This window comes from uncultured Tepidimonas sp., assembly GCF_938045175.1.
GTDB lineage: Bacteria > Pseudomonadota > Gammaproteobacteria > Burkholderiales > Burkholderiaceae_C > Tepidimonas.
This window is the reverse complement of sequence record NZ_CALIND010000003.1, coordinates 1-21,357: the sequence shown is the minus strand read 5'-3', so window position 1 is coordinate 21,357 and position 21,357 is coordinate 1. Positions and strand designations below refer to the sequence as shown.

21 protein-coding genes are annotated in these 21,357 nt (G+C 65.8%); 11 read left to right on the top strand and 10 right to left on the bottom strand.

Annotation, left to right across the window (positions count from 1 at the left end):
* The 3 genes from Q0716_RS00310 to Q0716_RS00300 form a co-directional block, all read left to right on the top strand.
* A partial coding sequence (locus Q0716_RS00310) for an NAD+ synthetase (protein WP_299018441.1) occupies nt 1-112 on the top strand: 112 nt, incomplete at its 5' end.
* Nucleotides 113-201: 89 nt separating this feature from the next.
* Nucleotides 202-780, top strand: coding sequence for a Uma2 family endonuclease (locus tag Q0716_RS00305; protein WP_299018435.1), 579 nt, complete (start codon nt 202-204; stop codon nt 778-780).
* A 118-nt stretch (nt 781-898) separates the two neighbouring features.
* Nucleotides 899-1,237, top strand: coding sequence for a P-II family nitrogen regulator (locus Q0716_RS00300; protein WP_299018433.1), 339 nt, complete (start codon nt 899-901; stop codon nt 1,235-1,237).
* 23 nt (nt 1,238-1,260) lie between these two features.
* Here the strand turns inward: Q0716_RS00300 and Q0716_RS00295 are convergent, their stop codons facing one another.
* A complete protein-coding gene (locus tag Q0716_RS00295; RefSeq protein WP_299018431.1) occupies nt 1,261-1,869 on the bottom strand; it encodes a TIGR00730 family Rossman fold protein in 609 nt (202 codons plus the stop codon).
* A complete protein-coding gene (locus Q0716_RS00290; RefSeq protein ID WP_366139699.1) occupies nt 1,866-2,333 on the bottom strand; it encodes an RDD family protein in 468 nt (155 codons plus the stop codon). Before Q0716_RS00290 ends, Q0716_RS00295 begins: the two co-directional genes overlap by 4 nt.
* A 387-nt stretch (nt 2,334-2,720) precedes the next feature.
* On the opposite strand from Q0716_RS00290, the gene Q0716_RS00285 reads away from it, so the two are divergent.
* The 6 genes from Q0716_RS00285 to Q0716_RS00260 all read left to right on the top strand — a co-directional run bounded on the left by Q0716_RS00285 (nt 2,721) and on the right by Q0716_RS00260 (nt 10,165).
* Nucleotides 2,721-4,499, top strand: coding sequence for an acetolactate synthase 3 catalytic subunit (locus Q0716_RS00285; RefSeq protein WP_299018427.1), 1,779 nt, complete (start codon nt 2,721-2,723; stop codon nt 4,497-4,499).
* 146 nt (nt 4,500-4,645) lie between these two features.
* A complete protein-coding gene (ilvN, locus tag Q0716_RS00280; RefSeq protein ID WP_299018424.1) occupies nt 4,646-5,137 on the top strand; it encodes an acetolactate synthase small subunit in 492 nt (163 codons plus the stop codon).
* 36 nt (nt 5,138-5,173) lie between these two features.
* The gene (ilvC, locus tag Q0716_RS00275) at nt 5,174-6,190 is read left to right on the top strand and encodes a ketol-acid reductoisomerase (RefSeq protein WP_299018422.1); all 1,017 of its coding nucleotides are present in this window, start codon (nt 5,174-5,176) and stop codon (nt 6,188-6,190) included.
* Nucleotides 6,191-6,275: 85 nt separating this feature from the next.
* Nucleotides 6,276-7,079, top strand: a complete 804-nt coding sequence (gene pssA, locus Q0716_RS00270; protein ID WP_299018420.1) for a CDP-diacylglycerol--serine O-phosphatidyltransferase — start codon at nt 6,276-6,278, stop codon at nt 7,077-7,079.
* Nucleotides 7,080-7,322: 243 nt separating this feature from the next.
* Entirely contained in the window at nt 7,323-8,864 is a 1,542-nt protein-coding gene (locus tag Q0716_RS00265) for a 2-isopropylmalate synthase (protein ID WP_299018418.1), read from the top strand.
* A 152-nt stretch (nt 8,865-9,016) separates the two neighbouring features.
* Nucleotides 9,017-10,165 (top strand): serine hydrolase, encoded by a 1,149-nt coding sequence (locus Q0716_RS00260; protein WP_299018416.1) that lies wholly within the window; start codon nt 9,017-9,019, stop codon nt 10,163-10,165.
* Here the strand turns inward: Q0716_RS00260 and Q0716_RS00255 are convergent.
* Genes Q0716_RS00255 through nth form a run of 4 tightly spaced genes read right to left on the bottom strand, consistent with a single transcriptional unit; the run spans nt 10,144 to nt 13,164 of the window.
* On the bottom strand, nt 10,144-10,929 hold the full coding sequence (locus Q0716_RS00255; protein ID WP_299018414.1) for an IclR family transcriptional regulator: 786 nt from the start codon (nt 10,927-10,929) through the stop codon (nt 10,144-10,146). The two genes, Q0716_RS00260 and Q0716_RS00255, sit on opposite strands and share 22 nt — an antisense overlap.
* A gap of 52 nt (nt 10,930-10,981) precedes the next feature.
* A complete protein-coding gene (locus tag Q0716_RS00250; RefSeq protein ID WP_299018412.1) occupies nt 10,982-11,719 on the bottom strand; it encodes an arginyltransferase in 738 nt (245 codons plus the stop codon).
* A gap of 18 nt (nt 11,720-11,737) precedes the next feature.
* Nucleotides 11,738-12,511, bottom strand: coding sequence for a leucyl/phenylalanyl-tRNA--protein transferase (gene aat / locus Q0716_RS00245; RefSeq protein WP_299018410.1), 774 nt, complete (start codon nt 12,509-12,511; stop codon nt 11,738-11,740).
* A complete protein-coding gene (nth, locus tag Q0716_RS00240) occupies nt 12,511-13,164 on the bottom strand; it encodes an endonuclease III (protein WP_299018408.1) in 654 nt (217 codons plus the stop codon). Before nth ends, aat begins: the two co-directional genes overlap by 1 nt.
* Nucleotides 13,165-13,257: 93 nt before the next feature.
* Between nth and Q0716_RS00235 the strand changes: the two genes are divergently transcribed.
* Complete coding sequence (locus Q0716_RS00235; protein ID WP_299018439.1) at nt 13,258-14,463, top strand: PLP-dependent aminotransferase family protein; 1,206 nt, start codon at nt 13,258-13,260, stop codon at nt 14,461-14,463.
* Here the strand turns inward: Q0716_RS00235 and Q0716_RS00230 are convergent.
* Nucleotides 14,445-14,912, bottom strand: a complete 468-nt coding sequence (locus Q0716_RS00230; protein WP_299018406.1) for a hemerythrin domain-containing protein — start codon at nt 14,910-14,912, stop codon at nt 14,445-14,447. The two genes, Q0716_RS00235 and Q0716_RS00230, sit on opposite strands and share 19 nt — an antisense overlap.
* A 98-nt stretch (nt 14,913-15,010) precedes the next feature.
* A complete protein-coding gene (gene cadR, locus Q0716_RS00225) occupies nt 15,011-15,472 on the bottom strand; it encodes a Cd(II)/Pb(II)-responsive transcriptional regulator (protein WP_299018437.1) in 462 nt (153 codons plus the stop codon).
* 72 nt (nt 15,473-15,544) lie between these two features.
* On the opposite strand from cadR, the gene Q0716_RS00220 reads away from it, so the two are divergent.
* On the top strand, nt 15,545-16,177 hold the full coding sequence (locus Q0716_RS00220) for a cation transporter (RefSeq protein WP_299018404.1): 633 nt from the start codon (nt 15,545-15,547) through the stop codon (nt 16,175-16,177).
* A 159-nt stretch (nt 16,178-16,336) separates the two neighbouring features.
* Here the strand turns inward: Q0716_RS00220 and Q0716_RS00215 are convergent, their stop codons facing one another.
* Entirely contained in the window at nt 16,337-17,887 is a 1,551-nt protein-coding gene (locus Q0716_RS00215) for an ATP-binding protein (RefSeq protein ID WP_299018402.1), read from the bottom strand.
* A 52-nt stretch (nt 17,888-17,939) separates the two neighbouring features.
* Nucleotides 17,940-21,357, bottom strand: a 3,418-nt coding sequence (locus tag Q0716_RS00210; RefSeq protein ID WP_299018399.1) for a DNA methyltransferase, incomplete at its 5' end; no start/stop codon positions are given.

The window sequence follows — 21,357 nt, the reverse complement described above, 5'->3', positions numbered from 1 at the left end:
GATTCGGATCAACGAGTACAAACGCCGCCAGGCCCCCGTGGGGATTCGCGTGACGCACCGCAGCTTTGGCAAGGACTGGCGCTACCCCAACACCAACCGCTGGCGCGGCTGACGCGCGGTTTCTCGCACGTCCCTGACGGTTGGCCGAACCGATGGGGACGACGCATAATCCCGGATGTAGGGCATGAACTGGAGACGATCATGGGGCTGCCGCAACCCCAAGCGCCACACTATCGCTACGCCGATTACCGCCGATGGCCCGACGATGCGCGCTATGAATTGATCGACGGCGTCGCCTATGCCATGACCCCGGCGCCTTCCCGTCGGCACCAGGAGGTGACACTCGAACTCGCGCGCCAGATCGCCGACGCCCTCGACGGCGCGCCATGTCGGCCTTATATCGCTCCGTTCGACGTTCGCCTGCCACGTGCTCAAGAGGGTGACGACGACATCGACACCGTCGTGCAGCCCGACATCAGCGTGGTGTGCGACAAGACCAAACTCGACGAGCAGGGCTGTCGCGGGGCGCCCGACTGGATCATCGAGGTGCTGTCTCCCGCCAGCGCCAGCCGCGACCACATCGTCAAGCGCGCGCTGTATGAGCGCGTGGGCGTGCGCGAGTACTGGCTCGTGCATCCGGTGGACCACATCGTCACCATCTATTTGCTGGTGAACGGGGCTTACGGCAAGCCCGAGGTGCAAGCGCTGCACGGCACGACTGCGGCGCACAGTGTACCCGGTGTCGTCATCGACTGGGCGCGGGTCATGCGCGAAGATTGACACCCCGCGCCGTCATTCCGTTGGGGGGTGTGGTAGATTTCGCGCTGCGGGCGCTCGGGGCCGCACCGAGACGCTCGCGTCACCCCTTTCCCCACCAACCGATCCGGAGTCGCCGCGCATGAAGCAGATCACCGCCGTCATCAAACCGTTCAAGCTCGAAGAGGTCCGCGAGGCCCTGGCCGAGCAGGGCGTGACGGGGCTGACGGTGACCGAGGTCAAGGGTTTCGGGCGCCAAAAAGGGCACACCGAGCTTTACCGCGGCGCTGAATACGTGGTCGATTTTCTGCCCAAGGTGCGCATCGACGTCGTGGTGCGTGACGGCGACGTGGAGCGCTGCATCGAGGCCATCGTGCGCGCGGCGCGCACCGGCAAGATCGGCGACGGCAAGATTTTCGTGACGCCGGTGGAAAAGGTCATCCGCATCCGCACCGGCGAAGAAGACGACGAAGCGGTCTGATCCGGCGTCGCTGGCCAGCGCCGTCAGATGCGCCGCAGGTCGGCCGTGGGTGCCCAGCCCGCCGCCTCGACCAGACGTGGCAGCAGCGCTTCGGGTGTGCGCTCGACGGTGACCAGGTCGAGTTGCCAGTCACCCACGAAGCCCGCGCGCACGGTCTGGGTCAAAAACGCCAGCAGGCCATCGTAGTAGCCGTCGGCGTTCAACAGGCCGATGGGTTTGTCGTGGTAGCCCAGCTGGCGCCACGTCCACACTTCGAACAGCTCTTCGAACGTGCCCAGCCCCCCGGGCAGCGCGAGGAACGCGTCGGCCCGCTCGGCCATCATGTGTTTGCGCTGGTGCATCGTTTGCACGATGTGCAGCTCGGTGCAGTCGCGCTTGGCAAACTCGCGCTCCACCAGGCTTTCCGGCATCACTCCGATGACGATGCCGCCTGCGGCCAACGTCGCGTCGGCCAGCCGGCCCATCAATCCGCCGTTGCCTCCACCGTAGACCAGTCGCCCGCCGTGGCGGCCGATCCAGGTGCCGACTTGCTCGGCCAATGCCAGAAAGCGCCCGTCCACACCTGGGCGCGAGCCACAATAGACGCACAGCGAAAAGGCCGCCGAGGGAGACGAGGGCAGGTCCGGGGTCATGACGCGACGTTCGTGGGATGGGTGCGGCTGTCCACCAGCCGGGTGCCGGCCCAGGCGTCGTGCCAGAACTGGCGTTCGGGGTGAAAGCGCGCGAGCAGCGCCCAGACCGCGATCCAGCCGCCCAGCAACACCAGCACCTCCAGCGCGGGCAGTTGCAGCCATTCACGCAGCACCAGCGGTGGCAGGAACCAGGACCACGACAGCACGTAGCGCCACAGTGCGCGTGTCTGCGTCAGCGGCCGTCCCCAGCGGTCGACGACACGGATGTGCCAGGTCTTCATGGCCAGCGTCTGGCCTTTGTGCCAGAACCAAGTGAAATAAATGCCCAGCACCACGAACAAAAATGCCTGTTGCGCGTGTCGGTTGTCCAGCGCATGGCGCGTCTGCGTCAGCGCCGAAAACAAATAACCAGCGATGAACACCACACCGAACAGCAGCATGCCCTCGTACAGCCAGCACGCCATGCGCCGGGGCAGCGACGGGGCGATCAGGCGGAGGGGCGGGGGGGTGGCGTCTACGGGCAGGGGCGGCATGCGCAACGGTCAGCGGGAAACGGGGGGCGATGGGCGGTCAGGAACCGTTATCGACCGCATTGTCTCATGGGTGAGTCGGTGCCCTGCTGGTCAGGGCGGTGGGGCCGCGCAAAACAAAAAAGCGGTGTCCCGCAGTGCCAAAAGCGCGCTGCAGTGCCATAATGCGAGCTGGTATCAACCCATTGCCACACCGAAACGGGTCAAGGTCGCGGATCGACCGCCATGGCCTTGGCCTCAAGTCCCAAAGCCGCCTCACAAGGGCGTGACCCAGGGGCACCGGAGGTTTTTCGTCAGAGAAATACTGAAAGGTTGTCAGTCATGGAAATCAACAAGGCCGAAGTCGCGTCTGCCGCCGCCGCAGCGGGTCAGGCGTGCGCTGAGGAGCTGATGGGCGCCGAGATTCTCGTGCGCTGCCTGCAGGCAGAAGGCGTTCAATACATCTGGGGCTACCCCGGTGGCGCCGTCCTCTACATCTACGACGCGCTGTACAAGCAAGATACCATCCAGCACGTGCTGGTGCGGCACGAGCAAGCCGCTGTGCATGCCGCCGACGGCTACGCCCGCGCGACGGGCGAAGTGGGTGTGGCGCTGGTGACCAGCGGGCCGGGGGTGACCAACGCCATCACGGGCATCGCCACCGCCTACATGGACTCCATCCCGATGGTGATCATCACCGGGCAGGTGCCCACGGCCGCCATCGGTCTGGACGCGTTCCAGGAATGCGACACCGTCGGCATCACGCGCCCGATCGTCAAGCACAACTTCCTGGTCAAGGACGTGCGCGATCTCGCCGTCACCATCAAAAAGGCGTTTCACATCGCGCGCACCGGCCGCCCCGGACCGGTCGTGATCGACATCCCCAAGGACGTTTCGTTCAAAAAGACCACGTTTACCGGGTACCCAGAGAGCATCGCCCTGCGCTCGTACAACCCGGTGCGCAAGGGGCACGGCGGGCAAATCCGCAAGGCGCTGCAACTGCTGCTGACGGCCAAGCGGCCCTACATTTATACGGGTGGTGGCGTCATTTTGGGCAATGCGGTGGCGGAGCTGCGTCAGCTCGTGGACCTGCTGAACTACCCGGTCACCAACACACTGATGGGGCTGGGGGCGTTTCCGGCCACCGATCGGCGCTTCCTGGGCATGCTGGGCATGCACGGTACGTTCGAAGCCAACAACGCCATGCAAAACTGCGACGTGCTGTTGGCGGTGGGGGCGCGCTTCGACGACCGCGTCATTGGCAACCCCAAGCACTTCGCGCAAAACGAGCGCAAGATCATCCACATCGACATCGACCCGTCGAGCATCTCCAAGCGCGTCAAGGTGGACGTGCCGATCGTGGGCGACGTCAAGGACGTGCTCCCCGAGCTGATCGCCATGATCCGCGAAAGCCCCCTGCGCCCGGACGAGCAGGCACTCGCGGATTGGTGGAAGACGATCGAAGGCTGGCGTGCGCGCGACTGCCTGAAGTACGACCGCCACAACACCGAGGTCATCAAGCCGCAGATGGTCATCGAAACCCTGTGGAACATGACCAAAGACGTCGAGGCCTACATCACCTCCGACGTTGGCCAGCACCAGATGTGGGCGGCACAGTTCTACAAGTTCGACCAGCCGCGGCGCTGGATCAACTCGGGTGGCCTGGGTACCATGGGCGTGGGCATCCCGTATGCCATGGGCATCAAGCTGGCCAAGCCCGAGGCCGAGGTGTACTGCGTCACGGGCGAAGGCTCGGTGCAGATGTGCATCCAGGAGCTGTCCACCTGCTTGCAGTACAACACGCCGATCAAAGTGCTGTCGCTCAACAACCGCTACCTCGGCATGGTGCGGCAGTGGCAGGAAATCGAATACTCCGGTCGCTACAGCCACTCGTACATGGACGCGCTGCCCAACTTCGTCAAGCTGGCCGAGGCCTACGGGCACGTCGGGCTGCTGGTGGAGCGGCCGCAGGACGTCGAGCCGGCCCTGCGCGAGGCGCGTAAACTCAAAGACCGCACGGTGTTCATCGACTTTCGCACCGACCCGACCGAAAACGTCTGGCCCATGGTCCAGGCGGGCAAGGGCATCACCGAGATGCTGTTGGGCAGTGAGGATCTGTGACCATCGCGCAGCGCGGCCCGGCGTGGGTCGCGCAGCATCATCCACTTTTTGAGGAATCTATCGCCCGCCAAGCCCACGCCTTACCGGGCGTGGGGGAGGGCGGTGCAGGCCCCGGGCCTGCACGTTGGCGAAAAGAGGAATCGCCCATGAAACACATCATCGCCGTTTTGCTGGAAAACGAGGCCGGAGCCCTGTCGCGCGTCGTCGGGCTGTTTTCGGCACGAGGCTACAACATCGAGTCGCTCACCGTCGCACCGACCGAGGATCCGTCGCTGTCGCGCATGACGATCCAGACCACGGGGTCGGACGACATCATCGAGCAGATCACCAAGCACCTCAACCGCCTGATCGAGGTCGTCAAGGTCGTGGACCTGACCGAAGGCGCGTACACCGAGCGCGAGCTCATGCTCGTCAAGGTGCGCGCCGTCGGCAAGGAACGCGAGGAGATGAAGCGCATGGCCGACATCTTCCGCGGCCGCATCATCGACGTCACCGAAAAAAGCTACACCATCGAGCTCACCGGTGACCAGGCAAAGAACGACGCCTTCCTACAGGCGATCGACCGCAGCGCGATTCTGGAGACGGTGCGCACCGGCGCCTGTGGCATTGGCCGCGGCGAGCGCATCCTCCGGGTCTGACCCCACCCTGCCCCGTATCTCACTGGAGCCCAAGCAATGAAAGTTTTTTACGACAAGGATTGTGACCTCAGCCTCATCAAGGGCAAGACCGTGGCCATCATCGGTTACGGCAGCCAGGGCCATGCGCACGCGCAAAACCTCAACGACAGCGGTGTGCGTGTCGTCGTCGGCCTGCGCAAAGGGGGCGCCTCGTGGGCCAAAGCCGAAAAAGCCGGCCTGACCGTCATGGAGGTCGACGATGCGGTCAAGGCCGCCGACGTGGTCATGATGCTGCTGCCGGACGAGCAAATCGCCGATGTGTACAAGGCCAACGTCGAGCCCCACATCCGCCAGGGGGCGTCGCTGGCGTTCGCGCACGGCTTCAACGTGCACTACAACCAAGTGGTGCCGCGCGCCGACTTGGACGTGTGGATGGTGGCGCCCAAGGCGCCCGGTCACACCGTGCGCTCCACTTACCTGCAAGGCGGCGGTGTGCCACACCTGGTGGCCGTGCACCAGGACAAGAGCGGCAAGGCGCGTGACCTGGCGCTGAGCTACGCCATGGCCAACGGCGGTGGTAAGGCGGGCATCATCGAGACCACGTTCAAGGAAGAAACCGAGACCGACCTGTTTGGCGAGCAGGCGGTGCTGTGTGGCGGCGCGGTGGAGCTGGTCAAGATGGGCTTCGAGACGCTGGTCGAGGCTGGCTACGCGCCCGAGATGGCCTATTTCGAGTGCCTGCACGAGCTCAAGCTGATCGTCGACCTGATGTACGAGGGCGGCATCGCCAACATGAACTACTCGATCTCCAACAACGCGGAGTTCGGTGAGTATGTGACCGGCCCCGAGGTGATCAACGAGGAATCGCGCAAAGCCATGCGCCGCGCGCTGGAGCGCATCCAAAACGGCGACTACGCCAAAATGTTTATCCAGGAAGGGCGGCTGAACTACCCCAGCATGACGGCGCGTCGCCGCAACCTGGCCGCGCACCCGATCGAGGTCGTCGGCGCTCAGTTGCGCGCCATGATGCCCTGGATCGCCAAGAACAAGCTGGTCGACCAGAGCCGCAACTGAGCCCGCGCGGGCGTACACTTGCGCACCCGGCAGAGTCTGCCATCAGAGTCTCGGCCGGGGTGCATGTTTGGCCTGCTGCTTGCTCATGATCGAAGAAACCGAACATTCCCTCGAGGCGCCCACGCCTCGCCGCTCCAAGGGCATCTACCTGTTGCCCAACCTGGTCACGCTGGCTGCGCTGTTTGGCGGGTTCTACGCCATCGTCATGGCCATGAACGGCCGCTACGACTTGGCCACGACCGCGATCTTCGTGGCCATGGTGCTCGACAGCCTGGACGGGCGCATCGCGCGCCTGACGCACACCCAGAGTGCGTTTGGCGAGCAGATGGACTCGCTGTCGGACATGGTGTCGTTCGGCGCCGCCCCCGCCCTGGTGGCGTACGAGTGGGCGTTGCGCGATCTGGGGCGCTGGGGCTGGATCGCGGCCTTCGTGTACTGCGCCTGCGCAGCGCTGCGGCTGGCGCGGTTCAACGTCAACACCCACGTGGTGGACAAGCGCTATTTCCAAGGGCTGCCATCGCCCGCCGCCGCCGCGCTGGTGGCCGGCTTCATCTGGTTGGCCACCGATGCGGGGCACACGGGCGATGGGCTGCAGTGGGGGCTGTTCGCCCTGACGCTGTACGCGGGGCTGACCATGGTCACCAACGTGCCCTTCTACAGCTTCAAGGACCTGAGCCTGAAAAAGAGCGTGCCATTTGCGACGTTGGTCCTCATCGCCCTGGGCATCGCCATCATCAACATCCACCCGCCAGTGGTCCTGTTCGTGCTGTTCGTGCTCTATGGACTGTCGGGCTATGTCGTCTATGCGGTGCGCAAGGCCAAGGGGCGTCCGGTGAGCGTGGTCAGCACGTCCACCGATGAGCCTGACGAGCGCGGCCTGCACGAGTAACCCATGGGTTTGACCTATCGCGGCGATGGAAGGTGTTCATGGGCTGGGAGTCCCGGCTTGTGATACATTGCGCCCATGGACCGTTTGCTGAATCGCCTACTGCGCCTACCCCATGGCGGGCAGGCGGTTTAGCGCGCGCAACCTAACCCCCACGGCCCGCATGCCATCCCGCTGCGGGCCGTTTGTTTTGCCGACCGCGCAGCCGGGATGGGGGCCGCAGCCATCCCTGTAGGAGTTTCCGCCATGACCGACAAGCTCATCATTTTCGACACCACGTTGCGCGACGGCGAGCAATCGCCCGGCGCCTCCATGACCAAAGAGGAAAAGCTGCGCATCGCGCGCCAGCTCGAGCGGCTGCGCGTCGACGTGATCGAAGCCGGGTTTGCCGCCAGCTCCAATGGCGATTTCGAGGCGGTCAAGGCGATCGCCGACACCATCAAGGACTCCACGGTCTGTTCGCTGGCGCGTGCCAACGACCGCGATATCTCGCGTGCAGCCGAGGCGTTGCGCGGTGCGAATCGGGCGCGCATCCACACCTTCATCGCCACCAGTCCGCTGCACATGGAAAAAAAGCTGCGCATGACGCCCGATCAGGTGTACGAGCAGGCGCGGCTGGCGGTGCGGTTTGCGCGCAACCTGTGTCCGGATGTGGAGTTTTCTCCCGAGGACGGCTACCGCTCCGAGCTTGACTTCCTCTGCCGCGTGCTGGAGGCGGTGATCGACGAGGGCGCCACCACCATCAACATCCCCGACACGGTCGGCTACGCGGTGCCGGAGCTGTACGGCCAGTTCATCAAGACGCTGCGCGAGCGTATCCCCAATTCGGACAAGGCGATTTGGAGTGTGCATTGCCACAACGACTTAGGGATGGCGGTGGCCAACTCGCTGGCCGGGGTCAAGATCGGCGGCGCGCGCCAGGTGGAGTGCACCATCAACGGCTTGGGCGAGCGCGCCGGCAACTGCGCGCTGGAAGAAGTGGTCATGGCAGTCAAGACGCGGCGCGACTACTTCGGGCTGGAGGTGGGCATCGACACCACGCAAATCGTGCCCGCCAGCCGACTGGTGAGCCAAACCACCGGCTTCGTGGTGCAACCCAACAAGGCCGTGGTCGGTGCCAACGCATTCGCGCACGCCAGCGGCATTCACCAAGACGGGGTGCTCAAGGCCCGCGACACCTACGAGATCATGCGTGCCGAGGACGTGGGCTGGAGTACCAACAAGATCGTGCTCGGCAAGCTCTCCGGCCGCAACGCGTTCAAACAACGTCTGCAAGAGCTCGGCATCGAGATGGAGTCCGAGACCGAGCTCAACGCGGCGTTTGCCAAATTCAAGGAGCTCGCGGATCGCAAGGCGGAGATTTTCGATGAGGACATCATCGCCTTGGTCAGCGATGAGAGCGTGACGCCCGAAAAAGAGCAATACGGCCTGGTGTCGCTGTCGCAGCACTCCGAGACGGGAGAGCGACCGCACGCGCGCGTGGTCTTCACCATCGACGGCAAGGAATACGTGGGTGAAGCGGACGGCAACGGCCCGGTGGATGCCAGCATCAAGGCGATCGAATCGCACGTCAAGAGCGGGGCGGAGCTGCTGCTGTACTCGGTCAACGCCATCACCAGCGGCTCCACCGAGTCGCAGGGCGAGGTCACCATTCGCTTGCAGCATGGCGGGCGCGTCGTCAATGGCGTAGGGGCCGATCCGGATATCGTCGTGGCCTCGGCCAAGGCCTACCTCTCGGCCCTGACCAAGTTGCACAGCAAGGTCGATCGGGTGGCGGCGCAGGGCTGAGTAGGCGAGTTGCGCGCCGGGCCGATGGGGCGGTCGGCCCGGTGTTGCATCGAACCCTCAAAAAATTTGTCTAACGCGCTGTCGAGAAGCACGTTTTCGCCGGGGCGTGGCCTATACTGATGCCATTGTCGTCAACCAATGGGGCCGACACCATGAGCATCATCCCGACCGCGGGGTTGCGTACGCTGGCCACCGTGCTGGTGGCGTTGGGGTTGACACTACCCCCAGCCATGTGCGAGGCGGCGCCGCGCAAGCCCGTGAAGGTAGCCAAGGCGGATCGCGCCGAGGCGCCGGCCAAACCGCGTGCCAAGGCAGCAGCCCGCGCCAAGGCCAAGAAAACAAACCAGCAGAAGCTCCAAGCCCGCAAGGCGGACGTGCCCAGGCGCGCCCCGGCCGTGACCGACCGTGTCGCGCGCGACTCGAATACATTGGCGCCCCGTCCATCTGCGCTGGTGCCTGCGGCGGCAGCCGCGGGACTCGCGATGGCATCTTTCGACGCCGCTTCGACCCCAGCGCCCGCGGCGCAGGCGCTCGATCCCGCCTATCTGCATTCTCAAGCCGTCTTGGTGATCGACCGTGACACCAACGCCGTGCTGGTCGGCAAGAACGACGCCGCTGTGCTGCCGATTGCCTCGCTGACCAAGCTGATGACGGGCTTGGTCATCGCCGATGCCAACCTGCCGATGGATGAGGTACTCACTATTACAGAGGAGGATGTCGACCGCATCAAGGGCAGCGGCTCGCGGCTGGCGGTCGGCACCCGGCTGACCCGGGGTGAGGCCCTGCATTTGGCGCTGATGTCCAGCGAGAACCGCGCCGCCCATGCGTTGGGGCGGACTTATCCAGGCGGTGTCGGGGCGTTCGTCGTGGCGATGAACCGCAAGGCGGCCGAGATCGGCATGACCCAGACGCGTTTCGTCGAGCCCACAGGGCTGTCGCCTGACAACCGCTCCAGCCCGCGCGACTTGGCGCGGCTGGTGGCAGCGGCGGCAGAGCGGCCCATGTTGCGCGAGCTCAGCACCGCGCCGTCGTACGAGCTGGCCAGTGGCCGGCGCGTCGTTCAGTACCGCAACAGCAACAAGCTGGTGCGTGAGAGTAGCTGGGATATTCTGCTGCAAAAGACCGGCTACATTCGCGAAGCGGGGCGCTGTGTCGCGATGCAGGTGCGGCTGGCGGGGCGAAACTTGATCATGGTGTTGATGGATGCGGCGGATTCGTCGGCCCGCTGGACCGACGCCGAGCGGCTGCTGCACTGGCTCGAACAGTCGCTGCCTCAGGGTCAAGGGCGCGTCGGCGTATAACCCAATGCGGCGCTGATGCGCGCCGCGGTGGCTTGCAATTTGGGCAGCCAGCTCTCATCGATGCGATTGGCGGGGGCTGAAATCGACAGTCCCGCGACCAGCCTGCCTTGGTCGTCGTAGATGCCAGCGGCCATGCAGCGCACGCCGGGTTCGAGTTCTTCATTGTCGCGTGCCACGCCCAGTCGGCGGCACAGCGCCAGCTCTTTTTCCAGCGCGGGCAATTGGGTGATGCTGTTCGGGGTGTTGCCAGCCAGGCCCGTGCGCGTCGCATAGGCGCGCAGCCGCTGCGGGTCTTCCTGCGCCAAAAACAGCTTGCCCACCGACGTCAGGTGCAGCGGGGCGCGCCCGCCGATCGCGCGCACCACCTGCATTCCGGAACGCTCGCTGTAGGCGCGCTCGATGTAAACGATCTCGTCACCCTGGCGCACGCTCAGATTGACGGGTTGCTGGATCTGGCGGTGCAGCTCGCGCATGGGGCCCAGCGCCACCTCGCGCACGTCGAGTCGGGCCTTGACCAGGTTGCCCAATTCCAGCAGTCGCAGGCCAAGCCGGTACATGCCCGGTTGGGGGCGGTCCACGAATCGCCCGATGGCCAGGTCATTCAGGATGCGATGGGCGGTGGATGGGTGCAGCCCTGTCTCTTCGCCCAATGTCTTGAGCGAGACGGGGTCCTCGTGGCGGGCCAGCACATCGAGCAGCGCAAACATACGCTCGAGTACCTGCACGCTGGGTTGAGGGTGGGGCGTATCGGTCGAAGGGCGCATGGTCGCTCGGATGATGTGCATCCATTTTACGAGATGAAATCCCGGCGCGACCTCAAAGACTCAAACGCCAGCGCCCCTCCTGGTACAGCTCATGCGGCCGAAAGCGCGCCTTGTAGGTCATCTTCGGGCTTTCGGCGATCCAATAGCCCAGATAGACGTAGGGCAGATTCAGCCGGCGTGCTTGCTCGATCTGCCACAGCACGCCGTAGGTGCCCAGTGACCCCGGCCAGTCAGGATCGTAGAACGTGTACACCGCCGACAGGCCATCGTCGATCAGGTCGATGAGTGCCACCATCAGCAGCCGTTCGGGGTGATCGTTCGCTGCGGGCAGCACGAACTCGACCAGGCGCGAGTTGACGTGGCTTTGCAGCAAAAACTGGGTGTACTGCTCGACGTCATCCTGGTCCATGCCGCCGCCGGGGTGGCGGCTGCGTTGGTAGCGCAGGTACAGCTCGTAGTGCTGCGGCGAGTAGCCCAGCCGGATGACGCGCGCCTGCAGGTGCGCGTGCTGGCGCCAGGTACGGCGCTGGGCTCGGTTGGGCGTAAATTCGGCCGCGCGCACCCGTAGGGGCACGCAGGCTTGGCAGCCATCACAGCGCGGGCGGTAGGTAAACAGGCCGCTGCGGCGAAAGCCGCTGGCCACCAGTTGGGAGTACGTTTCGCCAACGATCAGATGGCTGGGGGTGGCGACCTGCGAGCGCGCCAGGCGATCCGGCAGGTAACTGCAGGGATAAGGTGCCGTGGCGTAGAACTGCACGGCGGTCAGGGGCAGCTCTTGCAGTCGGGTCACGGCAGGGGCGTCCGTCGGTCAGGGGGTAGAGCAGGGTGGCAGCGGTGCATCCGGCCACAATGCGTCCCAGTATAGGCAATCCCAACGCCACTCGGGCGCGGGTGCGTCGATGGCCCGAGCGACCGCACGGACGAAGGCGTCGCGTGCTTCGGGCGCAGCCCCCAACGAGGCGAGGTGGCGCGTGGCCTGCTGGCAGTCGATGAGGGGAACCCCCCACGTGCGACAAGCCGCCACCAACGCCGCCAGCGCCATCTTCGAGGCATCCGTGCGCAGGCTGAACATGGACTCACCAAACACCGCGCGGCCGATGTTGACCAGGTACAGGCCGCCCACCAAGCGCCCGTCCCACCAAGTCTCGACGCTGTGCGCATGGCCCGCGCGATGTAGGGCGCTGTAGGCATCGATCATCGCTGGCACGATCCACGTGCCGTCTTGCCCCGGGCGTGGGGTGTGGGCGCAGGCTTGGATCACGGCATCGAACGCGCTGTCGAACCGGATCTGCAACCGGCCCTGGCGTAGCCCGCTGCGCAGCGACTTACGCAGTGAATGGCTCAAGTGAAAACGCTCGGGACGCAGCACCATGCGCGGGTCGGGGCTCCACCACAAAATGGGCTGATCCGCGCTGAACCACGGGAATATCCCCTGCCGGTACGCCGCCAGCAGGGTGGGCGTATCCAGCGCTCCTCCAGCGGCCAGCAGCCCCGGTATGGGGTCGCGCGGCCCCCATGCCTGCTCCACGGGCGGGAAGGGATCGCCCGGATCCAGCCAGGGCAGGGTCGGCGTGTGCGCCATCACTCCCCCTTGCGCGGGCGACGGCTGGCCGCCTTGGCGTGGTCGCACCACGCCGCCACCGAACATTGGGCGCAGCGGGGGGTACGCGCTTGGCACACGTAGCGGCCGTGCAAGATGAGCCAATGATGCGCGTCTTCTCGGTAGCGCGGCGGCACCCGTCGCAGCAGGGCCTGCTCTACCTGCAGGGGGGTCTTGCCCGGCGCCAGCCCAGTGCGGTTGGCCACACGAAAAATATGGGTGTCGACCGCGATCGTCGGTTCGCCAAAAGCAACGTTGAGCACCACGTTGGCCGTTTTGCGCCCAACGCCGGGTAATGCCTCTAGTGCGGCGCGATCACGGGGCACCTCGCCGCCGTGGCGCTCCAGCAGCAGCTGGCAGGTGGCCAGCAGGTGGCGGGCTTTGCTGCGGTACAGGCCAATGGTGCGGATGTACGATTCCAGCCCCTCCTGCCCCAAGGCCAGGATGGCCCGTGGCGTGTTGGCCACGGGAAACAGCCGTCGCGTGGCCGCATTGACACTGCGGTCGGTGGCCTGGGCGCTGAGCATCACCGCCACGAGCAGCTCGAACACACTCGTATACTCCAGCTCGGTCTGCGGATAGGGGCGCTCGGCCTGCAGGGTCGCAAAAAAAGCCTCGATGTCGCGGGGTTTCATGTCAAAAAAGGGGCGGCATCAGCGCCGCTGCCCCTCGATGGAGAGTCAATGATGTCGAATTGTGCCGCGAGCGAGTCCGCGCCGACCAATCCCATTCGCTTGGCCACACGCCTTGACCATGTCGAGACTTCGGCCATCCGTGAGTTGTTCAAGCTGCTGGACAAGCCTGGCATCATCAGCTTTGCGGGTGGATTTCCGGATTCGGCGCTGTTCGATGTGGACGGTATCCGAGAAGCGACCCAGGCGGCGTTGTCTGCCCACCCCGGTGCGGCGCTGCAGTATGGGGCGACCGAGGGGTTTGACCCGCTGCGCGAGCAACTGGCCGCCTACATGGCCGCCAAAGGGGCGACCGGCGTTGCGCCCGCGGATTTGATCGTCACCACCGGCAGCCAGCAGGCGCTCGACCTGATCGGTAAAACGCTGATCTCGCCCGGTGACAAGGTGATTGTGGAGGCGCCCACGTTTTTGGCCAGCATCCAGTGCTTCAAACTCTACGGGGCCGAACTGATCACCGTGCCGGTGGACGGGCAGGGGGCCGATGTCGATCTCCTCGAGCGACTGATCGAGGAGCACCGGCCGAAGTTCGTCTACCTGATCCCGACCTTTGGCAACCCGAGCGGTGCCACGATGACGCTGGAGCGCCGCCGACGCGTGCTGGAGCTGGCGGTGCGCACGCGCACCCTGGTCGTGGAGGACGATCCCTATGGCGACCTGTACTTCGACGCGCCGCCGCCGCCCAGCCTGTTGGCGCTGAGCAACGAAGTGCCCGGTGCCCGCGATTGTCTGGCCCACTGTGGCAGCCTGAGCAAGGTACTGGCGCCTGGCTTGCGCGTGGGCTGGTTGATTGCCCCGCCGCTGCTGCTGGCCAAGGCGACGATGTGCAAACAGTTCAGCGATGCGCACACCAGTACCTTTGCCCAGGCCACCGCGGCGCAGTATTTGGCTGCGGGCCGCATGCCTGCGACCCTGGCGCGGGTGCGCGCCATCTACGCCCAGCGCGCGGCGGCCATGGTGCAAGCCCTGCGGCAGGAGCTGGGGGATGCCATCACTTTCGTGGCACCCAGCGGTGGCCTGTTCGTCTGGGCGCGGCTGACGGGGGCGAATGGGGGCTGTGCCGATGGTGCGCTGCTGGCCCAGCGCGCCATCGAGCAAGGGGTGGCGTTCGTGCCCGGGGCGCCGTTCTATGCGGCCAACCCCGACCGCGCGACGCTGCGCCTGAGTTTTGCGACGGTGGACGAGGAACGCATCCGCGAAGGGGTGCGCCGGCTGGCGGTGGCGACTCAGATGCGCGCCAATTGAACCTTGGCGGGGGTCGCGCTGGCGGCGTCCAGCCGGTCCAGCAAGGGCAGCAACCCGCTGCTCTCGGCCGCGAAGCGGCGCTCCAGCCACGTCAGCAACTCGTTGGCCTCCTTGAGGAACAACGATGCCTGGGCACGGATCGCCTCTGGCGACGACCAACGCCGATTGAACTCGGCCAGCCGAGGCAGCATCTGTTTGAACTCGGCCGAAAAGCGTGCCGCCTCGGCCCGCGCTGCAGGGTCTGGCGCTTCGGCCAACGCGGGGTAGAGGTCCTTCCCCGTGGCCTGCAGATACTGCGCCAGTTCGCCAAACAACTGCGTCAACTGCAGCCTCACTTCCTTGGCCTTGGCGGGCAGCAGCAAGGGGTTGAAATGCTTGCGCATCGCTTCGATGCACTTGCGCATGGACTGGTGCTGTTGGCGAAAGGGGGCGGATCTGAGCGTTGACATGTCGAGAAAAAAACTCACCAGCAGCACGCCGGTGCTGCATCGCGCAGCCGAAAGCAGGCTACTATTGTGGGGGGATGCCCGGTAGGCGTCAACCCCGGCTAGGCGTGCTGTCTGGCCGCGCCTCGCCCCAACCCGGGGCATGCGACCTCACTGGCACCGGGCACGGCGGGTGCCCGTGCCAGTTCGTTCAAGATACCGCAGGACGACGCGGGACCGCCGCCGCTGCACTGCTCCCGCAGCGCTTCCAGCTGCTTTTTCAGGGCGCGCCACTCGCGAATACGCGTGGCGATGTGCTCGATGTGCTCGTCGAGCAGGGCGTTGACGGCATCGCAATCCATCTGGGGATCGTCTTGTACTCGCAACAGGGCGCGAATCTCGTCGAGCGACATGCCCAACGTACGGCAGTGTCGAATGAGGGTCAGCCGTTGCTGATGCACTGGCCCATAAGAGCGGTAGTTGTTGGCGCTGCGCGCGACGCGGGGCAGCAGGCCTTCTCGCTCGTAGAAGCGGATCGTCTCGACCGGGGTTTGGGTGGCGGCTGCCAGTTCACCGATTTTCATCATGATAACTTGACCCTGAAGTGGCTACAAGGTTTCCAATCGGATCGTCCCAACTTTTGGGGGGCTATCGAAATGAGTCATTCGTGCTGTGAAACCGGATGCGCCGCGCCAGCGGCGACGGCCAATCCTCGCTATCGCCGTATCCTCTGGGCGGCATTGTGGATCAACGCGGCGATGTTCGTCGTCGAGTTGGTCAGTGGCTGGCGCGCGGGGTCGGTGTCGCTGCTGGCGGACGCGATCGACTTCTTTGGCGATGCGGCCAACTACGGCGTGTCACTGGCGGTGCTGGGCCTGTCGCTGGCGTGGCGGGCTCGGGCGGCGGCGCTCAAGGGTCTGACCATGGGCGCATTTGGGGTGTTCGTCCTGGCCCGCGCGGCGTGGACGATCGCCACCGGCGGGGTGCCCGAGCCGTTGACGATGGGCGTCGTGGGCGCCTTGGCGCTGCTGGCCAACGTGTCGGTGGCGGTGATGCTCTATGCTTGGCGCGAGGGCGACGCGAATATGCGCTCGGTGTGGCTGTGTAGCCGCAACGATGCCATCGGCAACGTGGCCGTGATGGCGGCGGCGCTGGGCGTCTTTGGCACCGGCCAGGGCTGGCCCGACGTGGCGGTGGCCTCGATCATGGGCGCTTTGGCGCTCAGCGCCGCTTGGAGCGTTCTGCGGCAAGCGCGTGTCGAGTTGCAAGCCGTTGCCGCATCTCGATGAGCGGCGCGGTGTGCCCCTGCCGATGACACCGATCGACGATAGCTGTCCCGTCCCGGATGATGATTGACCGTCAGCGGTGGCCTTTGAAATCTTCATTCGAGCAACCGCTGTGGCCATATCCATTCATGGGCGACCGCCGATCCCGCGCCCCTTCGTGCGTCATGCCAGTGTTTCCACCTCCAACCCCACCACGCGGCGGCTGTCCCGGCTGAACTCGATGCCCACCAAGTGGATGGGCACGCCCGCGGCGCGGTATTTGGCAGCGTAGTCGCGGGCCTTGAGTTGCGCCAAGGCCTTCCCTTCCGGTTCCAGCTCGATCACTTTGAACTCGAACAGGTAGATGCGCTCCGGGAGCTTCACCGTCAGGTCGATGCGGCCTTGGCTCGTGACGTCTTCGGCGATCAAATCCAGCCCGAGTGCCGCGATGTGGCTGTAGAAGACGCTGGCCCAGTAGCCCTCGTGCTGCGCGATGGGGTTGTTGCGGTACCAGTCGTGCGGGATGGCGGCGTAGAGGCTATCGATGTGCCGGTGCAGCTCATCGAGCGCCCCCTCTTGCAACACCACAAACAGGCGGCTCGTGACCATTTCGGCCTGCGATTCATCGCCCATCAGTCCCTTGAGCAGCGCATCGTTGAGACTGGCTTCCACCTCCAGGTTCGGGTAGCTCAGTTGGTATTCGATCCGCGCCCCGACCTGCCGCTGCCCATGAAAGGTGAGATAACCCGTCTGCCACAGCAGCGCCTCCGGCGCCAGGCGCTCCACGTCGAAGGCCGACAGCAGCGCTTCGGAGGCGAAGACCTTCTCCAGGCGCGGGGTATAGAAGCGACGCTCGGTGAGCACGTCGATGAGAAACGTGGGCGTCCCCGTCTCGAACCAGTAGGGGCGAAAGACGCGTTCCTGGAAGAACAGCAATAGATCGAAGGGGTTGTAGACCGAATCCCCCAACCAGTTGTAGCCGTTGTACCAGTCGCGGATGGCCTGGCGGTCGAGTCCTTCCAGTTCCGGCGCGAAGACGGTATCGACGTCTGCTTCCGTATAGCCACAGATGGCCGAGTATTCCGCCGAGACGGTGATGTCGCGCAGGTTGTTCAGGCCCGAGAAGATCGAGACCTTGCTGAACTTGGACACCCCGGTCAGAAACGCGAACCGGATGTGCGCGTCTTGATCCTTGATGACGGAGTACAGGTTGCGCAAGCCCTCGCGCATGGCGCGCGCCACCTCCGGCTCGGTGAGGTTGTCCAGGATGGGTTTGTCGTATTCATCGACCAGGATGACCACACGTTGGCCAAACCGGTGTTCGGCACGCCGGATCAGTTCGCCGAAGCGGCCGGGGATGTCCAGGCCTGGCGGGCAACTGATACCGAGCGATTCTTGGTTGATGCGCAACAGGTCGTCGATGCGCCGTTCGAGCTGCTCTCGGCTCTCCAGCCGCCCCCCGCCGAAGCTGATGCGAATGACCGGGTGTTTCTTCGCCCAATCCCACTTGTCGTGGCAGTACAGCCCGCGAAAGAGGGGTTCGTTGCCCGCGAAGAGTTCGGCGAGCGTATCCAGAAACAACGACTTGCCGAAGCGCCGCGGGCGCGAGAGGAAGTAGTACTTGCCTGTGGTGGCCAGCCGGTGCGCAAACGCGGTTTTGTCGACGTAGTAGTAGCCCCCTTCGCGGATGTCGCGGAAGGTCTGGATGCCGATGGGCAGCTTCTTGCGCTTCATGGCGTGGATTATCGGTTGCCGTCGGCCTTTGGCATCGAGATGGTCGCCCCCCTCACGACCCCGCGCGCCAGCCCTCGGGGGTTTGCACGGCCAGGCCCAGATCGGCCAGCGCGGCCAGTACCGCTTCGACCGCTGGCAGTGGGCGGCGCACGAAGCGCGCCACCAGGGTGGCTACGGGTTGCGGGGTGGGCCCCAGCGCGGCCCGCACCGCGGCGATTTGCTCGCGCAGTGCCTGGGGCCAGGGCAGCGGCCCGGTGGCGCTGGGGCCTGCGGCTGGTGCGGCTTCGTCGGTGCCGTCCAGCGCCACCGTGGTTTGCACGGCGGCTTGGCCGTGTGGGTGTTGGTAGGCGGGGCGCAACCAGCGCACGTGGCCTTGCGCCTCTTCGGCGGCGCGGCGCGCATTGCAGGCGACAAGCCGCGCCAGAAGCTCCTCCTCGGCGGCGGCCTGTTCGGGCGGCTTGTCCGGCAGCGGCGTGGTGGCACCGGGGCGGCCCACCAGGGGCGCGGCCAGATCGCTCCAGCCGTAGGCGGCCAGCACCGCCTCGTCCAGCTCGTCGTGCAAGGAGGCCAGCACCGACACCAGCCCGGCCTGATGCACGGCTTGCTCCTTGGGGCTCAGGGGCTGGCCCGCACGCAGCGCCTCCAGCACGTTGTACAGGCCGGTGAGGGTGAGCTCGGCGTGCGCAGCGAGCACGCGCTTACGGTGCGCGTCGATGGCCTCGGCGTGGTGGCGGATGCGCTCGCGCAGCGCATCGGTCAGGCCGGTGTCGGCATCGGGGAAGGGGAAGGTTTCAAAGCAGCGGGTTTTGGCGTAAACGGAATCGTTGCCGACGCCCATCCAGCTTCCACTTCGCATGGCCCACAACGCATGGACTCGGGAGGATAGCACGCCCAAGAAAAAACCATCGTCCAACGCGATATTGATCAGCTTGTGGTCCGGCAGGATGGCGGCGTCGAGGAACTGAAAGAGGCGGTGCTTGGCGGTTTCGACGGTGGCGATGTACCGCGCCAAGCCAGCCGACATCGCTCGCCAGCCCTTGCGCGGTTCGGCAAACAGCCACCAATCCCTTTTGAGCTTGGGCCGGTTGTTTTGGTCGCGCTCAGGTTTGACTCGCTCCACCACCCACTGAAAAACCGCCGGGTAGCGGCTGCGCACTTCCTCGGCGGTGAGGCCGAACAGGTCAATGACCATGACACCGCGCGGCTTTTCGGTCAGGTCGCGGCCATTGCGGTAGGGGCGAATATGGCGTTCCAAGTCTGGCACTTGGCCCAAGCCGAGCGCTGTCGCTTCCTCTGGCGACACGATGAACCCGCTGCCTGCCAACATCACGCCGTTCGAGCTGATGCGCGCGTTTGCGGCCAATGCCACGGCCCCCGCCACATCCGCCCCGATGGTGAGGTCGGCGTGGATCACCCCTTCGCGGGTGGCGAGGGTGACGTCGAGCGCGTCCTCGCCCGTGTCGCGCTCGGCGATCACGGTCTGCAACAGGCCCTCGCGCGCATCGCGGCAGCCCACGGTCATGGCAATGCGCACGGCAGCCCCGTCGGCGGCGTCCACCCAGGGGTGGTCGGGGATGGCAAAGGCCAGTTTCAAGGGGTTTTGCGGGGCTTTCAAATGCGCTTCCACCACGCGGCGGTTGAAGGTTTGACGGATGCTGTTGGTGGTGATGAAGCCAAAGCGCCGCGCGCGGCCCGCGCGTACGGCGAGCGCCGCGATGTGCCACCAGACCATGACGAAGTCGGCGGAGTCGGGCACGTCGGGCCAGGTGCGGCGCAGTGCCTCCACATAGCCATCGCCGAGCGCGCGGCGTTTGGCTTTGTCGCCGATGAAGGGCGGGTTGCCAAGGATGAAATCGGCCTCGGGCCAGGTGGCTGGACGCGGGTTGACGACGCGCTCGATGGGCACGCGCGCGGTCTCGTCGGGCACCGGCTCGCCGGTGACGGGGTGGGGTTTGGTGGTGCGGCCGTCCCAGCGCGTCAGTGGCCGGCCCGCCTCGTCGGTTTCGAGCTCCACCCGGTCGTAGGCCAGCAGCGCGTCGCGGTGCTCGATGTTGTGAAAGTCGCGCAGCACGGGGTCGGGCAGGCTGTCCAGGCTCTTGTGGATGCGGTAATGCCATTGCAGGTAGCCGATCCAGAGCACCATCTCGGCAATGGCGGCGGCGCGTGGGTTGACCTCCAGCCCCAAGAATTGGTGCGGGTCCACGGTGAGGCCGGCCATCTCCAGCCGCCCTTGGGTGTCGCCCAGGTCGGCCAACAGGTTGAGCACTTCGCCCTCCAGGCGCTTCATGTGCTCCAGCGCCACGTAGAGGAAGTTGCCGCTGCCGCAGGCGGGGTCGAGCACGCGCGTGTGGCACAGGCGGTGGTGAAAGGCGCGCACTTCGGCGATGGCCTGCTGCGGCTTGCCTTGCTGCAAGGCGGCGCTGGCGACTACTTGCACGGTCTGCCAATCGGCGCGCAGGGGGTCGATGAGGGTGGGCAACACCAGCCGCTCGACGTAGGCGCGCGGGGTGTAGTGCGCCCCCAGCGCGTGACGCTCGGCGGGGTCGAGCGCGCGCTCGAGCAAGGTGCCGAAGATGGCGGGTTCGACCTGGCGCCAGTCGGCGCGCGCGGCTTGCAGCAGCAGGTCGATTTGTTCGGGTGTCAGCGCGATGACGTCTGGGTGGGCAAAGAGGCCGCCGTTGAAGCGCCGGATGGGGGCGAGCAGCCGGCCATCGAACCCGCCGTGGTTCATGGTTTGCCAGAACAGTTGCAGGGCGGGGACGAAGGCGTCGGGTCGATCGCGCACGCTGTGCAGCAGCCCGGTGAAGGCGCCCACGCCGTCTTGCTGGGGGAGCAGGCCGACGTCTTCGGCAAACATGCAAAAAAGCGCCCGCATGAGGAAGTGCGCCACGCGCTGCGGGGCGTGGCCCTGGGCTTCCAGGGACTTGGCCAGGCGAGCGAGTTGGTCGGCAATGGCGCGGGTGACGCGGGCGGCTTCGCGGCTGGGGTCGAGTTTGAGCGGCTCCAGCCAGAGCAGCCGCAGGCGCTGGCGGATGGCGTCGTGGTGCAGGTCGGCCAGCCGGATGCGGTGGTGCGCCGGGTCGGGGTAGGGAACATAGGTGGCGCCGCTGCGCGAAAAATCGGCGTACAGCTCGATGGAGCGGCCCACGTCCACCACCACGATGAAGGGTGGGCGGCCCTCGTCGGCCGGCAGCGCGCGGGCGTAGGCGTCGGCTTGGGCGTGCGCGCGCAGCATGGCACGGTCCCAGCCGCCGCTGTCCAAGTCCAGCCCGGTTTGCTTGGCCTCCAGCACGAAGCAGCCGCGCCGGTATAGGTCGATGAAGCCGTGCGTCACGCTGCCATCGGCGTGCGCGATGTCCACCCGGCGCTCGAACACGTAGGCATCGTCGCGCGCCTGGCCGGTGGCCGGCTGTGGTCGGGGCAGGTCGAGCGCTTCGGTCAGTTCCGTGAGGAAAAGTGGGTAGTTGGCG

What these genes read in the sequence shown, in the direction of transcription:
- Q0716_RS00285 (WP_299018427.1), top strand. Translation starts at nt 2,721, where the DNA reads ATGGAAATCAACAAGGCCGAAGTCGCGTCTGCCGCCGCCGCAGCGGGT.
- aat (WP_299018410.1), bottom strand. Translation starts at nt 12,511, where the DNA reads ATGGCGCACACGCCGACCCTGCCCTGGCTGGATCCGGGCGATCCCTTC.
- ilvN (WP_299018424.1), top strand. Translation starts at nt 4,646, where the DNA reads ATGAAACACATCATCGCCGTTTTGCTGGAAAACGAGGCCGGAGCCCTG.
- Q0716_RS00230 (WP_299018406.1), bottom strand. Translation starts at nt 14,912, where the DNA reads ATGTCAACGCTCAGATCCGCCCCCTTTCGCCAACAGCACCAGTCCATG.
- Q0716_RS00215 (WP_299018402.1), bottom strand. Translation starts at nt 17,887, where the DNA reads ATGAAGCGCAAGAAGCTGCCCATCGGCATCCAGACCTTCCGCGACATC.
- Q0716_RS00265 (WP_299018418.1), top strand. Translation starts at nt 7,323, where the DNA reads ATGACCGACAAGCTCATCATTTTCGACACCACGTTGCGCGACGGCGAG.
- ilvC (WP_299018422.1), top strand. Translation starts at nt 5,174, where the DNA reads ATGAAAGTTTTTTACGACAAGGATTGTGACCTCAGCCTCATCAAGGGC.
- Q0716_RS00260 (WP_299018416.1), top strand. Translation starts at nt 9,017, where the DNA reads ATGAGCATCATCCCGACCGCGGGGTTGCGTACGCTGGCCACCGTGCTG.
- Q0716_RS00220 (WP_299018404.1), top strand. Translation starts at nt 15,545, where the DNA reads ATGAGTCATTCGTGCTGTGAAACCGGATGCGCCGCGCCAGCGGCGACG.
- Q0716_RS00290 (WP_366139699.1), bottom strand. Translation starts at nt 2,333, where the DNA reads ATGGCGTGCTGGCTGTACGAGGGCATGCTGCTGTTCGGTGTGGTGTTC.
- Q0716_RS00305 (WP_299018435.1), top strand. Translation starts at nt 202, where the DNA reads ATGGGGCTGCCGCAACCCCAAGCGCCACACTATCGCTACGCCGATTAC.
- pssA (WP_299018420.1), top strand. Translation starts at nt 6,276, where the DNA reads ATGATCGAAGAAACCGAACATTCCCTCGAGGCGCCCACGCCTCGCCGC.
- Q0716_RS00255 (WP_299018414.1), bottom strand. Translation starts at nt 10,929, where the DNA reads ATGCGCCCTTCGACCGATACGCCCCACCCTCAACCCAGCGTGCAGGTA.
- nth (WP_299018408.1), bottom strand. Translation starts at nt 13,164, where the DNA reads ATGAAACCCCGCGACATCGAGGCTTTTTTTGCGACCCTGCAGGCCGAG.
- Q0716_RS00295 (WP_299018431.1), bottom strand. Translation starts at nt 1,869, where the DNA reads ATGACCCCGGACCTGCCCTCGTCTCCCTCGGCGGCCTTTTCGCTGTGC.
- cadR (WP_299018437.1), bottom strand. Translation starts at nt 15,472, where the DNA reads ATGAAAATCGGTGAACTGGCAGCCGCCACCCAAACCCCGGTCGAGACG.
- Q0716_RS00300 (WP_299018433.1), top strand. Translation starts at nt 899, where the DNA reads ATGAAGCAGATCACCGCCGTCATCAAACCGTTCAAGCTCGAAGAGGTC.